Source organism: Muricomes intestini, from assembly GCF_004346165.1.
GTDB classification, from domain to species: domain Bacteria; phylum Bacillota; class Clostridia; order Lachnospirales; family Lachnospiraceae; genus Muricomes; species Muricomes intestini.
This window is the reverse complement of the sequence record NZ_SLZZ01000020.1, coordinates 46,212-61,204: the sequence shown is the minus strand read 5'-3', so window position 1 is coordinate 61,204 and position 14,993 is coordinate 46,212. Positions and strand designations below refer to the sequence as shown.

Annotated in this window: 12 protein-coding genes and 1 pseudogene; 9 read left to right on the top strand and 4 right to left on the bottom strand. The window is 39.3% G+C overall.

Annotation, left to right across the window (positions count from 1 at the left end):
- Together EDD59_RS13095 and EDD59_RS13090 are read left to right on the top strand one after the other, a co-directional pair.
- Window positions 1–890: carbohydrate ABC transporter permease (locus tag EDD59_RS13095; RefSeq protein ID WP_330572125.1), on the top strand; the 890-nt coding region annotated here is incomplete at its 5' end.
- A gap of 147 nt (window positions 891–1,037) precedes the next feature.
- Window positions 1,038–2,021 carry a glycoside hydrolase family 172 protein gene (locus EDD59_RS13090; RefSeq protein ID WP_243117424.1) on the top strand — a complete coding sequence of 328 codons (984 nt, stop codon included), beginning with the start codon at window positions 1,038–1,040 and terminating at the stop codon, window positions 2,019–2,021.
- On the opposite strand, the gene EDD59_RS13085 is transcribed toward EDD59_RS13090, so the two are convergent.
- Window positions 2,011–3,480: a serine hydrolase domain-containing protein gene (locus tag EDD59_RS13085; RefSeq protein WP_132382598.1), complete on the bottom strand. Its 1,470-nt coding sequence runs from the start codon at window positions 3,478–3,480 to the stop codon at window positions 2,011–2,013. The two genes, EDD59_RS13090 and EDD59_RS13085, sit on opposite strands and share 11 nt — an antisense overlap.
- 107 nt (window positions 3,481–3,587) lie before the next feature.
- A pseudogene (locus EDD59_RS18600) lies at window positions 3,588–3,745 on the bottom strand (helix-turn-helix domain-containing protein); the annotation flags it as partial.
- Between the two features lie 531 nt (window positions 3,746–4,276).
- On the opposite strand from EDD59_RS18600, the gene EDD59_RS13075 reads away from it, so the two are divergent.
- Genes EDD59_RS13075 through EDD59_RS13045 form a run of 7 tightly spaced genes read left to right on the top strand, consistent with a single transcriptional unit; the run spans window position 4,277 to window position 12,864 of the window.
- On the top strand, window positions 4,277–5,272 hold the full coding sequence (locus tag EDD59_RS13075; RefSeq protein ID WP_132382596.1) for an ABC transporter permease: 996 nt from the start codon (window positions 4,277–4,279) through the stop codon (window positions 5,270–5,272).
- 35 nt (window positions 5,273–5,307) lie between these two features.
- Window positions 5,308–6,384, top strand: a complete 1,077-nt coding sequence (locus tag EDD59_RS13070) for a sugar ABC transporter substrate-binding protein (protein WP_165920942.1) — start codon at window positions 5,308–5,310, stop codon at window positions 6,382–6,384.
- Window positions 6,385–6,414: 30 nt separating this feature from the next.
- Window positions 6,415–7,938: a sugar ABC transporter ATP-binding protein gene (locus EDD59_RS13065; protein WP_132382592.1), complete on the top strand. Its 1,524-nt coding sequence runs from the start codon at window positions 6,415–6,417 to the stop codon at window positions 7,936–7,938.
- 19 nt (window positions 7,939–7,957) lie between these two features.
- Window positions 7,958–8,725, top strand: coding sequence for a GolD/DthD family dehydrogenase (locus EDD59_RS13060; protein WP_132382590.1), 768 nt, complete (start codon window positions 7,958–7,960; stop codon window positions 8,723–8,725).
- Window positions 8,726–8,760: 35 nt separating this feature from the next.
- Entirely contained in the window at window positions 8,761–10,995 is a 2,235-nt protein-coding gene (locus EDD59_RS13055; protein WP_132382588.1) for an extracellular solute-binding protein, read from the top strand.
- Window positions 10,996–11,035: 40 nt separating this feature from the next.
- On the top strand, window positions 11,036–12,079 hold the full coding sequence (locus EDD59_RS13050) for an aldose 1-epimerase family protein (protein ID WP_132382586.1): 1,044 nt from the start codon (window positions 11,036–11,038) through the stop codon (window positions 12,077–12,079).
- Window positions 12,080–12,081: 2 nt separating this feature from the next.
- A complete protein-coding gene (locus EDD59_RS13045) occupies window positions 12,082–12,864 on the top strand; it encodes an SDR family NAD(P)-dependent oxidoreductase (RefSeq protein ID WP_132382584.1) in 783 nt (260 codons plus the stop codon).
- A gap of 71 nt (window positions 12,865–12,935) precedes the next feature.
- Here the strand turns inward: EDD59_RS13045 and EDD59_RS13040 are convergent, their stop codons facing one another.
- Together EDD59_RS13040 and EDD59_RS13035 are read right to left on the bottom strand one after the other, a co-directional pair.
- Window positions 12,936–13,919, bottom strand: coding sequence for a LacI family DNA-binding transcriptional regulator (locus tag EDD59_RS13040; protein ID WP_132382582.1), 984 nt, complete (start codon window positions 13,917–13,919; stop codon window positions 12,936–12,938).
- A 33-nt stretch (window positions 13,920–13,952) separates the two neighbouring features.
- Window positions 13,953–14,984: a sugar phosphate isomerase/epimerase family protein gene (locus EDD59_RS13035; protein ID WP_132382580.1), complete on the bottom strand. Its 1,032-nt coding sequence runs from the start codon at window positions 14,982–14,984 to the stop codon at window positions 13,953–13,955.
- Window positions 14,985–14,993 lie beyond the last annotated feature (9 nt).

Sequence of the window (14,993 nt, the reverse complement as noted above, 5' to 3'; positions counted from 1 at the left end):
TAATAATAGGCTCCTCTCTGATAAGAATATTCATATTTAATTCTTTCCAGATTGGATCCATTTATTACCAAAGACACAAAATTTATGACACTACCCTTAATATAATTGCAATTATGATCGCTTTATTGATTATATTTCCTATTTATATCTTGGTTCTAAGTGCTTTTAAGCCGAGTTCAGAAATATTTAATTTATCATTGATTCCGGATCTATCCATCTTAACATTTGAAAATTTTGTGCAGATATTTGAAACGGATTTCTTCTTTCGCAGTATGCTTAATTCCCTTATTATATCTGTTACAATTACAATAGCTGCACTTTTTTTTCACTCTATGTCAGGATATGCATTGGCAAAGTTACATTTTCCGGGAAAGAAACTAATATTTGGCTGGTTTATGAGCACTATGATGATTCCTTTTGCAGTGATTATGATTCCTTTATTTATCATTGTGCGGGGAATGGGAATCTTAAATTCACTGTGGGCGGTTATTTTACCGTTATTGCCTAATGCATATGGTATCTTTTTATATCGGCAGTTCTTCTTGGATATACCGGAATCTATGTTAGAAGCTGCTAAAATAGATGGATTATCACATTTTGGGATATTTTCAAAAATTTATCTGCCATTATCAAAATCCATCACAGTCACCCTAGCAATTACATTTTTCGTAACAAATTGGAATACTTATCTTTGGCCTCTTATTGTTACACAAAGACAAGACCTTTGGACTATTCAGGTGGCCTTGGCAAACTTTAAAGGAGAACATACTACGGCTTGGAACTTAATATTGGCTGGTGCAGTTGTGGCAGCGCTGCCTACGGTAATTTTGTTTTTTGTATTCCAAAAATATATTAGAGAAGGAATCAAAACATCAGGCAGTAAAGAGTAATAAGGACTTAAGAAAGGAAAGACAAACACAATGAATACATTTGGCAGTTCACTAAGAGATATATGTAAAGAAAGGGTGGGAAAGAGAAAACGCTATTCCAGTTATGATACTACAGGAGGAAATCAAGATTATTTAAAAGTTTTTCCAATGGATAGGAAAGTCTTTGTTGATATACAGGGAGCCGGATGTATTACCCATATTTGGATTACTACGGCACCATTTGACGATTTGACAGAAGAATACCTTTACCGCAAATTAATCCTAAGAATGTTCTGGGACGGTGAATCCTCACCTAGTGTAGAGGCACCACTTGGTGATTTCTTCGGCATGGGACATGGAATAACAAAAAATTTTGTTTCCGCACCATTTCAGATGGGGCCGGAAAATGGGCAGGCACTAAACTGCTTTCTGCCAATGCCTTTTGCCAAAGAAGCACGTATTGAAATAGAATCTCAAGCAAAGGCGCCGATAAAGTTTTACTTCTATGTGGACTATGAGAAATATGATGGGATGATAGAAACGCCTTTGCGCTTTCATGCAACTTGGCACCGGGAGGTTACCAAAGGGATAGATCCGATGAGTGTTAATAATGCATTCTATGAATTTGGGGGTAAGAATACAACTGGCACAGAAAATTATATATTGCTGGAAGCAGAAGGAAGAGGACATTATATCGGCTGTAATTTAAATATTCATAACTTAAGATATACACAGGAATGGAACTGGTATGGGGAAGGTGATGACATGATTTTCATTGATGGCGAACCTTGGCCTCCTTCTTTACACGGAACAGGAATGGAAGATTACTTTAATACTGCATGGTGTCCTACACAAGAATATGAAAGTCCGTATTTTGGATTGATTTTAGGCGGTGATTCCAATTGGGCCGGAAAGATTTCTGCTTACCGCTATCATATAGAGGATCCAGTGATGTTTGAGAAGTCCATAAAGGTGACTATAGAGCATGGCCATAACAATCACCGAAGTGATGATTACAGCAGCACCGCTTATTGGTATCAGACAGAACCACACAAAAGTTTTAATGAGATACTGCCAATGGAGAAGCGGTTACCACTGTCAACAATTGTTGCTCCTAAAGAAGAGGAAATAGAGGAGTTTTTCAATTATTAGGAGTCCGGCTGTATTTTTGAGGCGGGGCATTATATCGGTGAGTATATACGAACCAGGTAATGCTTGCTGTTAATAATATTGACGAAATCAGAGCTGTAAGGATACTATATGTTTGCCAGACAAGAATTGTTGACCAATTGAGGGCACAGCATATTATACACAAGGTAATCGTAACAAGCAATAAAATGACTGTTACGATTATTCTTTGTCTCGTCATTGGCTGCCGCTCATTTGTTTTTCTCCTGCGTAATCCCAAGACAAATAATAGAACGGCCAGCAGGCAGAAAACAATTGTGACACACGACAAAAAGATGTCCAAAAGCTGTGTACCACTTATTTCATATGACTGCGCCAGATTTCCATCCAATATATCTTTAATTTTTAATACCAGGCTTGTATTCGTATTTGCACCGTTAGTCAGCAGGCAGATGGCAATATGATCATCTGGCAGCAGAGTCACCTTGGTGCTGAAATTGGGGTTGCCCCCTGGGTGTTCTATAATCGTCTGCCCGGCGTTTACCGACCAGCCTGCCGCATAATACATCTCATTGACAGCCGGAACAGACATATCACCCTGATGTGATTTTTCGATAACCGTATGAAATATTTCGGGTATATCCTGCACAACACCAATCTGTATACCCATCCAACGCGCCATATCTTTTGAACATGAAATAATGTAGCCTGCAGGCTTATTCCCAGCATAATCCGGCGCTTTATATGGAGTTGTCATAAAAAAGGAAGAGCGGTAGCCCTGTGCCAGCTGTCCGGTGGCCTGAGCATCTTCTTTATAAACATATGTCTGGTGAAGGCCTAGCGGCTGAAATACCTGTTCCCTCATAAAGTCTTCATAGCTTTGTCCCGACACAATCTCAATAACCAAACCCAATACGTCATAATTAACGGTTCCATAGTTATACTGTTCACCGGGCGGAAACGCCAGTTCAGCATCTGCCAGCATTTTCACAGTCTTCTGCAGCAAATCCGGTGTATTGCCCTGGGGAATGTTTTGAGTATGCCTAAAATTTGTCAGGCCGCTGGTATGGTGAAGAAAGTTATTGAGTGTAAGGTTTTGCATATCAACATGCTGCCCTTGATACTTTAACGTAAACCAAGGTAAATATTTTTGGATAGAGTCGGTCATCGACAGCCGCCCTTGCTCCTCCAACAGCAGAATACCTATGCCAGTAAAAGCTTTACTGACCGAGGCCAACTCATATAGTGTATTTTCACTTGCAGGCATCCCCTTTTTACGGTCTGCATACCCAGAGGAAAAGTAGGATACTTCATCATCGGCAAGTATTGCGACGGACATTCCCGGCACACCTGATATATGGCAGGCATCATCCAGTACCCCTTGTATTGCGGCAGACCGTCCATCTGACAGCGCGTAACTTTGTGCGGTGCATCCTGAGAATAATATAAGTGTTGTTAACAGAAAAGCAATAATCTTTTTCATAAACTTTCCTTTTTGAAAAAATATGAGAAAATAATATAGATAACCTGCAGCTACAATTAAATTACAACTTCTTAATTATACCAGAACAGGTTTTAAAAATACAGACATTATTTATTCCCGTCGATAAGGTTCTCATATGAAACATTAAATATCTCAGTAAATGCTTTAGCTCCATATCTGTTACATATCGCTTATTTGTTTCAATTCTCGTTATTACCTTCTTATCCATATCATATCCATGGAGCTGCAGCTGGTAAGCTATGAGGTTAGAACAATTTTACAATGAGGCTCCTGACAGGATTAGCCAAAAGTGGATGGAAGCTTACGTAAAAAAACTGAGTAGATACAAAACAGACTGGGATGTCAGCCAATAGATTTCCAGCTTCTTTTTTCTTCTTAGCAGAAAGAAGCTTTTCCCGTTAGCCGTTCTGCCAACTGACGGTATTTTTATGGGGCTTGCAGTCTAAGTTCATGAAAGGCATAGAATGATAAAGACTTTGACAAATAAAAAACAGTAAAACCCTTATTTAAAACATATCCTAATTATATTAAATATCCTATTATTTTAAATTATTGGATATCCAATAATTATTAAACTTATATTGGAACGAGCCAATAAATAAATGTTAAATTATTGTAATATATGCACAAAAAAATTTAAATAAATACGTGATAATAAACAAACATTGTGTTTTATATTGTTATTTCAAAGAATGTATGATAGTATATATTTCAGAAAATGGAACGTTCAAATTTTTAATCTTATGCAAAAGGAAAGGAGATTTTAAGAAGAAAGATGAAGGAAGAGACTACTGAGAACGGTACTCAGAAAGGCGAGGGTACACTGAAAAAGTTTTTCTCCAGACAGGAAAATGTTGTGGCAATTGTTCTGGTGCTTTTGTGCATTATGATGTCAATTGTCCGGACAGAAACATTTTTGACAACAGCAAATGTTTTTAATGTATTAAGACAATCGTCTTTATACATTATTCTGGCAATGGGAATGGCCCTAATTATTATAACGGGTGGAATTGATTTATCGATAGGGTCTATTATTGCTGTCTCAGCCTGTCTGGGAGCATATTTGGCACAAAGGATCAATAATGTACCTGTAATTATTGTGTTGTGTGTTGTTTTATTAACAGGATGCTTGTGTGGCCTGATAAATGGCGGACTGGTCGCGTTGGCGGGAATTCCCCCCTTCATTGTAACGCTGGGTATGCTAAGTGTCGGCAAAGGTGTGGCATTATTGGTTTCAAATGGAGCACCTATCAGGTATGAAAAAACCTGGTTATCGGTATTTGGAGGTAACTATATCGGGCCAGTACCCATCAGTGTGCTTGTAATGGCTGTAATATCTGTAATTATGATTGTTTTTGCAAATTGTACTATTACGGGAAGAAATATCTATGCAATCGGAAATAGTGAAAGGGCTGCGAAGCTGTCAGGAATAGCCGTAGAAAGAACAGTGATACTTGTATATGTGCTTATGGGTCTGTTGGCAAGTATCTGTGGGATTTTACTTATGGGCCAGATGAACAGTGCGGATCCTACATTTGGAAGTGGCTATGAGATGGATACAATAGCGGCGGCTGTTATTGGTGGTGTAAGTATGAGCGGCGGAGAAGGAAGACTTAGTGGAACAATTGTTGGAGCTTTGCTTATGTCATTACTTAGAAATATGTTTGTTTTATTGGCGATATCCGGATATTGGCAAACCATTATTCTTGGATGTGTAATAGTGCTCTCTGTTGCCATAGACTGCATAGGGAAGAAAAGAAAAAGTCGATAACGGTTGAATTCAAAGGAAAGATAAAGGAGAGAACGATGAAGAGAAAAAGTATTTTGGCGATGCTATTAGCAGGTACATTTGCAGTTGGATTACTGGCAGGGTGTGGTTCGGGAGTAGCCAGCAGCTCTGATCAGGGCTCCAAAGAAACAGCGAAAACAAGTAAATCTGGGGAACTGACACCCGGGGCAGAGTTAGTGCCTCCGGCAGGAAAAGAATTAAGAAGACTTCCGATTGATGAGGCTTCAGATAAGGGAATTAAAATAGCAGCACTTATGGTGCAGAATAATCCTTTTGGTAAAGCGGTATTAAACGGACAAGAATATGCAAAAGAGGTTTTGGCAGATAGAAATGTGAAAGTAGATACAATCTCAGTAGATAGCTTTGATGCACAGAGTTGGACCAGTACACTGGAAAACTGTATTGCTTCTCAATATGACGCAATTTGTTTCTATGGTGTATCAGAAGCACTCACAGATGTTGTTAATAAAGCTGTTGACCAGAAAATATTAATGTATGCTTTTAATACAGAACCGGGGTTGGATTCAAAAAGACAAGCCTGGTTTGGGCTTGATGATGAGGCTGCAGGTATTGAAGCTGGCAAACAGATTGTGGAGTTGATAGATGGAAAAGGAGATGTAGGAATTATTACAGGAAGTTTTTCTGTCATAGGCCATGAACTGCGACGTAATGGTGCTAAATCGGTGCTGGAAAAGGAGTCAGGAATTAATATAGTCAGTGAAGTGGAAAATAATGATAAATCAGAAGAAGCATATAATGCAACAACCAATATGATTACAGCAAATCCAGATTTAAAAGCAATATATGTTACTGCAGGAGGACCAAGTGGAGCGGCAAAGGCAATTGAGGATGCAGGAAAAACAGGAGAAATAAAGCTTATTTGCCATGATGTTTTGGAAGAGACGGCACCTTATCTGGAAAGTAAAACCATATCTGTATGTATCGACCAGGATCCTTTTAACCAAGGCTATGAACCGGTTATTGCAGCATTTAATACATTAATGGGTGAACCTGCACCTGAGGATATTAATTATTATGATGCAATTGTTGCTACACCGGATAATGTAAAAGAGCTTTTCCCAGAACTATTTTAAAGTGAACCAAAATAAAGAAGGGATACGGTTATGAGTTCAGAAAGAAAAATAATATGCAAATTTGATCATGTTACAAAAAAATTTCCGGGGGTGACAGCTCTGGATCGGGTAAGCTTTGAAATCGCAATTGGAGAGGTGCATGCGATTGTGGGAGAAAATGGCGCCGGAAAATCAACGTTAATGAATGTTCTGTCGGGGGTGTACCCTCCGACAGAGGGCGATGTTTATTTTCAAGATCAGAAAGTATCTTTCCAGTCCCCACATATGGCCCAGAAAATGGGGATAGCGATGATTCATCAGGAGCTTTCACTTGCCCCGCATATGACTGTGGCAGAAAATGTTTTTATTAACAGAATGCCCAAAAAGACAAGTAGTCTTATAGATAAGGGAAAAATGGCGGAGCAGTGCAAAAAATATTTAAATGATTTAGGAGTCTATCATATTGAACCGAATACAATTGTAAAGAACTTAAGTACTTCCGAGCAACAACTAGTGGAGATTGCAAAGGCTATGTCATTGAATGCGAAGCTGGTAATTATGGATGAGCCTACATCTTCATTAACTCCTACGGAGGTAGAGTTTCTGATACATATTATTGAAAAACTACGAAGTCAGGAAGTCGCTATTCTTTATATCTCACATAAACTAGAAGAAGTTTTGAGGATATCTGACTATATTACAGTGATGCGCGATGGCCGGCATATAAAAACTGCACTGAAGGAAGAGCTTGATGAGCATAAGATGATAAGTCTTATGGTTGGTCGGAATTTTGAAAAGGCGGTTGAACGGGAATTCAAAAGCTATAATAAAAGTGAATTTCCAATCCTGTCAGTTCGTCATATATACGACTATACAGGAAAAGTAAAGGATGTATCCTTTGATTTGTACAAGGGAGAGATACTTGGACTTACCGGCCTGGTAGGCGCTGGACGTACGGAGCTATTGCAATGCATATTTGGTGCAAACAAGATGAAAAGCGGCGAAATATATATAGAAGGCAAAAGAGTGCAAATAAAAGAGTGCCAAGATGCCATAGCAAATGGCATAGCGTTGATTCCTGAAGGACGAAAAACTCAGGGCCTTTTCCTGAAGATGACGGTGGAAGAAAACATGCTTATGGTTTATCAGCAACAGCAGACAGGCAGTCTGGGAATGCTAAAAAAGAAAGCATTACGTGGGGCTGCAGGAGGGCAAAGGGAACGACTGGCAATTAAGACCCCATCGTTGGAGCAGAAGATTATAAACTTATCTGGCGGGAATCAGCAAAAGGTTATTCTTGCCCGCTGGCTGCTTAATAAGCCTAAGATTTTATTTATGGATGAACCCACAAATGGTATTGATGTGGGAGCAAAAAAAGAAATCTATAAAATCATAATTGAACTGGCCGCAAGCGGCGTGTCGGTAATTATGGTATCTTCAGAAATGACAGAAGTACTTTCATTAAGTGACAGAATAATGGTCATGCATGATGGTATGATTAGAGGAAAGATCAGCCATAAAGAGGCTACCCAGGAAAAAATTATGGAGTTTACTTTAGACAAGTTAGAAAAATAACAAGGGGGATGTTGTAAAAATGAATCATAGGGACTTCTCGAGAGATTTCTCATTGGAAAATAAAACTGCTGTTATAACAGGGGCAAGCAGTGGGATCGGTCTAAGTATAGCCAGGATGTATGCAGAAAAGGGGGCAAATATTGTTGTATATGATTTAAATCCCTCAAATGAACTGGAACATTTTGTAACAGGGCTAAATAGAAAGTATCTATTTGTAAAAGGAGATATATCAAATGTAAACGAGCATGCGCAAAGTGTAGAGGGTATTATAAATAGAACAGGAAAAGTTGATATCCTGGTAAATTGTGCGGGGGTTGGACTTATTGATGATGCTGAAAATATTTCAGAAGAGATGTGGGATAAAACCATGAACGTTAATATAAAAGGTCTTTTCTTTTTCACGCAGCAGGTCGGCCGCTCCATGATTAAAAATGGCGGCGGAAAAATAATTTCCATCGCTTCACAGGCAGGAATTGTTGCTTTGGATCAGCATATTGCATATGGAGTGGCAAAGGCAGGAATCATCTACATGACAAAACTGCTTGGATATGAATGGGGGGAATTTAATATTCAAACAAATGCTGTGTCACCAACCATTGTTTTAACGCCATTAGGTGAACGTGTCTGGGATAATGAAAAGGGTGACCGTTTTAAGAAGCAAATACCAACCGGACGTTTTGCTTATCCGGAAGAAGTTGCTGCCTGTGCAGTTTTTCTGGCTTCTGATGGAGCTGCCATGATTAATGGAGAAAACCTTGTAATTGACGGTGGTTATACGATACAATAAAGAATATCTTTACTGGAAAAGAGGAGGATTACATCGTGGTAACCATAAAAGATGTGGCAAAGCTTGCAGGTGTGTCCCATGGAACAGTTTCGAATGTTATTAATGGAACAAAACAGGTAAGCCTGGAAAAAATTAAGAAGGTAGAGGCGGCTATGCAAGAGCTGGGATACAACCCCAACGCAAATGCAAGGGATTTAAAGAAAACCAATTCTATGCAGATTGACTTGATTTTACCCAATATATTGTCTGGTGATTTTTCGAGAATATATGCAACAGTGTTTGATCTAGCATATAACAAAGGTTATATGGTAAATCTTTATGTTACAAACGAAGATGCGGATCTTGAAACCAAGCTTCTTGAGCGCTCTTTAATGTTTAAAAAAGATGGGGTGCTTTTGATTACCTGTCAGCCTAATAATACGGAGCTGTTTCAGAAATTGATAAAAGATGGGCTAAAGATAGTCTTTGTCAAACGCTTGGTGAAAGGCCTGGAAAACTATGGTATTACCATTGATGTCCGAACAGTTGTCCGGGAAGTAATTGAAAGTTACATATTACAGAAAAAGGAACAGAACGCAGTTATTCTTGGTCCCATGGAATATTCATACGAGGAGCAATGTTACAGGGGGTATGTAGATGCGTGCAGCCATACGAAAACTCGTGTTCAGGACAGGTTAATTATATCAACTAATTTTGATAAAGAGAGTGCGTTTAAAGAAGCAGTAAAGGTATTGTCATATAAAGAAAAGGTAGATACCATACTGGTTTCTAATACAATGTTTGAGGAGGCGGTTGCTCAGGCAATGGTTACAATGGATATTCCAGAGGATGAGTGTCCAGAAGTTATTGTGCTGACCTCATTATCCTGGACTGGAAAAAGAAAAAATAATTTTTTATATGTGGGCATGCCTTTTGGGCGGATAGCCCAATGCGCCTTTTTTTCTTTATTCAAGCAGATGAAAAACGAAGAAGACAATGAACCAAGAGTGATTAAAGTAAAAAGTAACTATAAAGAGCAGCTCTGGAAAAACGAGAAAATAAAATGCAATGCTTATGGAGAGAAAAAAACACTGAATGTGTTGTTGACAGCGGACGCCATATCGAACAATCTTAGTAATTTTACTCCTCAATTTGAAAAGGTATGGAATTGCAAGGTGAACATTGTCATTAAAGATTATTTTGATATGTATACGACAATTCAGGAGCAGGGGGCTCAATTTGACATTATCGGCCTGGATATACCATGGCTCCCTGAATTTGCTCAGCAGGGGAAAATAATATGTTTGGATAATATGTTTGAGGGACTTGAAGATATCGGTAAGGGGTATCCCAAAGAAGTATTTGAGAAATTTTGTAAGTGGGATAAGCATATTTATGGACTTCCGCTGACATGCTCATCGCAATTACTGTTCTATAGAAAAGATTTTTTTGATGATATACGGGTCAAAAGACTTTTCTATCAGCAGCATAAACGAGAGCTGACTGTGCCGCGCAATTGGGAAGAGTTCAATGAGGTGGCTAGGTTCTTTACAAGAAGATATAATAAGTCTTCACCGACACAGTATGGGACGACGCTGGGGGCAAAAAAATACTCAGGCGCTGTGTGTGAATATTTGCCACGTTTCTGGGGGGGCGGGGGTGAAATTTTTGAAAATGGTAAATTTGCACTTGCAGGAGAAGCGGCACATAGGGCTATGTACAATTATCTTGAATCGTTTCAGTATGCAAATCCCGATGCGGCAGAGTATTGGTGGGAAGAACAAAGCCGGGAATTTCGCAAGGGACAGTCAGCAATGATGATTATGTTTGGTGACAATGCGGCAACAGTTACAGAAAGAACAAAGTCTGAAATAATAGGTAAAATTGGCTTTGATTTTCTTCCCGGTAGAAAAAGTGTGGCTGGTGGTTGGACGGTATCAATCACTGAATATTCTAATAATAAAAAGCTTGCTTTTGAGTTCTTAAAATGGCTGTCAGATGAAGAGCGGGCGAAAACCAATACTGTCATGGGCGGTTTTGTGCCTCACAACAGTGTATTGGAGGATTTAGAGATAGCACATGTGTACCCATGGTTGCATAAGACTATGTTAGCATCCAGCTATTCGAAGGATAGGAAAATGCCGCAGAAAAAAGATGGCAGCTACTTTAATGAAGGCTTATTTGAAGAGATTGTCGGTGGGGCCGTCCACGACGTTATCATTGGACGACTGTCTGTTGAAGAAGCGTTATCTATTGCCAATGCACAGCTAAATAAAGAACTAAATCTTTAGCATCGGGTGAATTTAGATATTTTAATTAAGGGAGAATGCCATGAGACTGTATGGAGAAGAAATTGAAAAGAAGGAATTTCTTAAAAAAATAGGAGATATGTCTATGCTGGCTGATGCCAGGGAAGGAATCTTAACATCAGGCAAGGGCGATGGAGTCAGAATCATTGACATCAAAACAGGCGGCGGACTGGAATTTACAGTATTACCAACAAGAGGGATGGATATTGCATGGGCAGAGTATAAAGGTATACCTCTCTCCTACATAAGTAAAACAGGAGTGGTACACCCGTCGTACTTTGAAGCTAGAGGAGACGCATTCTTAAGAAACTTCTTTTGTGGATTAGTCACAACTTGTGGTTTGACATCTTTTGGAACACCAGAAAAGGATGGTGCGGAAGAACTAGGTCTCCATGGGAGAATCAGCAATACACCGGCAGAGGATGTATGCGTAGATAAGGAGTGGAACGGAAACGATTACACTATAAAGGCCAGAGGAAAAATAAAAGAAAGTTGCGTCTTTAAAGAAAATCTATGCTTAACAAGAGAGATTACGACCGGGCTGGGTAAAAAGTCATTTGTAATCAAGGATATTGTTGAAAACAAGGGGTATGACGAAAGCCCCTTTATGTTATTATATCATATAAACTTGGGCTACCCGGTAGTCAGTAGAGAAAGTGTGTTATTGACACCGGAAGGCACCAGTGTCTGTGCACGTGACGATGTGGGTGAAGTGGAAAAGTACAATGTCTTTCAGGAGCCAGAGCATGGCTATAAAGAACAGGTATTTTATCTGGATATTCCGGCAGTGAAAGATAACTGCTCATATGCAGCAATATTTAACCGGAAATTAAAATTGGGTGTATATGTAAAATTTGACAGAGAAGCATTTACGAATTTTTCTGAATGGAAAATGATGGGCGAAGGCGAATATGTTGTTGGGATGGAACCAGCAACAGCAAGACCGGAGGGCAGAAAAAAAGCTCGTGAGAATGGTGAATTAATTATGCTGAAGCCAGAAGAAAAAAAGGTGTATACTTTTGAAATAGGTGTTTTTGAAGATGAAAAGAGTCTGGGAGGTATTTAAAGATGAGTAATAGAAAAGTGGCGATTGTTACGGGAGGTACCCGTGGAATGGGACAGGCGGTTTCTGTAACATTGGCCAAAGCAGGGATGGATATCATTGCACTTTACAGATCTAATGAATTAAGCGCCAAAGAAACGAAACGGAAAATGGACGAATATGGTGGCAACCACAAAATAATACGCGCAGATGTTACTATAAAGTCTGATATAGATGTAGTTATGGAGCAGGTAAATAAGGCGTATGGACGGGCCGATGTACTCGTGAGCAATGCAGGAATTTTTGGCTTCAATTTTATTGAGGATATGACAGAAGAATACTTAGATCATATTCTGGCTGTCAATTTTAAAAGCGCTTTTCTAATGACAAAAGCAGTGCTGCCATATATGAAAAAACAAAAAGGCGGAAGAATCGTATATGCTTCTTCTATCTCTTCGCACTATGCTGACTGTGGACTAGTAGGATATGGTGCAAGTAAGGCCTGCATTGACATGCTGACTAAAATAGGGGCAGCAGAGTTAGGTCCCTATAATATTACAGTAAATGCATATGCGCCGGGTATTATAGAAACCGATATGACAGCAGATATGATTCATGAAAGAGGAGAAGACCAGGTGAAGCAAATCTCACTGAATAAATTTGGAAAGGGACAGGATGTGGCAAATTTAGTTCAATTTCTTGTTTCTCCTGAGGGTGGTTATATTACAGGGGAGATAATCGGTGTTGATGGAGGGATGCTTAAGGTGCAGAATCCTTACAGGGCATATGAGAAGGCAAAGGATGAATAACTAAAAGATAATTTGCAGGGGAGCTGTTGCGATGCAGATGAAATAACCTACTGGTGCAACAGCTCCTGGCTTTAAGTTGACTGCCGGATAACTAATTCATGTGGAAGGAATGTTGGCTGCACATCTGTATTCCCGTTTAATCGATCTAATAACATTTGCACTGCGGAAACGCCTAATTGGTTACGGGGCTGACTCACTGTAGACAGTTTTGGATGCACCATTGTCGACAGTTGAATATTGTCAAAACCAATAACAGAAACATCTTTTGGGCAGGATAAACGGGAATGATCAATAGCTGCCAGGCAGCCGGCGGCGACAGTATCGGAAATAGCAACTATTGCGGAAGGAGGTACCTGACTCGATAATAGTTGTTTTGTTTTTTCATATCCGCTGCTAAATGAGTAGTTGCCGCGTAATAAATATCTATCAGGAAGTGAAATGTTATATTGTGATAGTGCCTTATTAAATCCGAGTTCCCGCTGTGTTGTTGAAACAAAATGATTAGTGGAACTAATCATGGCAATTTTTTGGTGTCCCATCCTAATCAAATATTCAGTTGCTTCATAAGTAGCAGTATAATTGTCGATACTTACGTGTGGGAGAGTACTGTTTTCGGTATACTCACAACATTGGATAATAGGATATTTTTGATCAATACCAATGAGTTCCGATTGTGATAAAACAGGAGATAAAAGAATAGCGCCATCGGCCTGTTGCTGCTTGAGCAGTGATAAGGCGCTTCGTTCCTGATCTATGTTACTGTGTGAAGTTGCAATTATTAATTTATAATGGTTGCGCTGAGCTTCCTGATCCATACCTTCAAGAATATCTCCCCAAAAAGGGTTTGAAAATTCAGGAATGACGATAAGGATCATGTTTGATTTTTTAGAACGAAGATTTCTACTGGCCCAGTTAGGACTGTAGTGCAGTGTGTTTATAGCTTCACGCACCTTTTGGATGGACTGCGGAGACACATTGTTAGCATTATTTATAACTCTTGAAACGGTTGCAACAGATACTCCTGCAAGTTCTGCTACATCTTGAATGCTAGCCATTATTTTCACCCCCCTGTCTTAGATGGCATATCCCTATTTATTATAGTATACTTTATCACTAGTACTTTTACAATTTAAATCGTCCTTTAAGGCGGAGTCAAATGCAAATGTGGACGCTTGAAAGTTTATTTTATCCACATAAGAGTATGCTTCTTGGGCGCCGAACATCCTGTCCATCCCACTATCTTCCCATTCAACACACAAAGGACCATCATAATTGCAGGAATTTAACTCACGAATTATAGAGTCAAAATCGACATTCCCATGGCCTAATGATACAAAATTCCATTTGCGCCGTGTATCGCCAAATTCAAGGTGAGAGCCAAGGATGCCGCATCGTCCATCCTGATTAATTTTTACATCTTTCATATGCACATGATAGATTCTATCAGAAAAATCTTTGATGAAAACAGCCGGATCAATGCCTTGCCATAGCAAATGGCTGGGGTCAAAATTAAGACCTAAAGTTGGCCGGTAATCTAACACTTCCAGTAGTTTCTTTGTTGAATAGTAATCAAAAGCAATTTCCGTGGGGTGAACTTCTAGTGCGAGTTTTACTCCACATTTGTCATATTCATCAAAAATCGGTGTCCATAGTTTTCTGATTTCCTCATATCCGCTTTCAATCATAGAAGTTGTTGTTTGCGGAAATGAATACCACCAGGCCCATATTGGAGAGCCGAGGAAGCATGTGACAACCTTAACATTAAGCAATTGTGCTGCTTTTGCAGCTGTTTTCATACCATTGATGGCCCAGGAACGAATTTGTTCTGGTTTTCCCGCAAGACTATTTGGTGCAAAGTTATCCAATCTTGGATCCGGCCGATCTCCAACACATTGCCCCATTAGATGTGCCGATATTGCGGTAATGGACATATGATTGTCTTCAAATAATTTAATAATGCTATTACGATAATTAATATCATTGACAACGGAATAAATATCCAAATGAGATTGGCATGCAATTTCGACACCTTCATAGCCCATTGAGCGCAGTTTGGGCAATAGTTTGGGCAATGGTATATCTCCGAATTGAGCAGAACAAATGGTAATGGAACGTTTCATAGCAGCTCC

Excerpts from the sequence above, each read along its gene's own strand:
- EDD59_RS13090 (WP_243117424.1), top strand. The coding sequence starts at position 1,038 with ATGGATAGGAAAGTCTTTGTTGATATACAGGGAGCCGGATGTATTACC.
- EDD59_RS13085 (WP_132382598.1), bottom strand. The coding sequence starts at position 3,480 with ATGAAAAAGATTATTGCTTTTCTGTTAACAACACTTATATTATTCTCA.
- EDD59_RS13075 (WP_132382596.1), top strand. The coding sequence starts at position 4,277 with ATGAAGGAAGAGACTACTGAGAACGGTACTCAGAAAGGCGAGGGTACA.
- EDD59_RS13070 (WP_165920942.1), top strand. The coding sequence starts at position 5,308 with ATGAAGAGAAAAAGTATTTTGGCGATGCTATTAGCAGGTACATTTGCA.
- EDD59_RS13065 (WP_132382592.1), top strand. The coding sequence starts at position 6,415 with ATGAGTTCAGAAAGAAAAATAATATGCAAATTTGATCATGTTACAAAA.
- EDD59_RS13060 (WP_132382590.1), top strand. The coding sequence starts at position 7,958 with ATGAATCATAGGGACTTCTCGAGAGATTTCTCATTGGAAAATAAAACT.
- EDD59_RS13050 (WP_132382586.1), top strand. The coding sequence starts at position 11,036 with ATGAGACTGTATGGAGAAGAAATTGAAAAGAAGGAATTTCTTAAAAAA.
- EDD59_RS13045 (WP_132382584.1), top strand. The coding sequence starts at position 12,082 with ATGAGTAATAGAAAAGTGGCGATTGTTACGGGAGGTACCCGTGGAATG.
- EDD59_RS13040 (WP_132382582.1), bottom strand. The coding sequence starts at position 13,919 with ATGGCTAGCATTCAAGATGTAGCAGAACTTGCAGGAGTATCTGTTGCA.
- EDD59_RS13035 (WP_132382580.1), bottom strand. The coding sequence starts at position 14,984 with ATGAAACGTTCCATTACCATTTGTTCTGCTCAATTCGGAGATATACCA.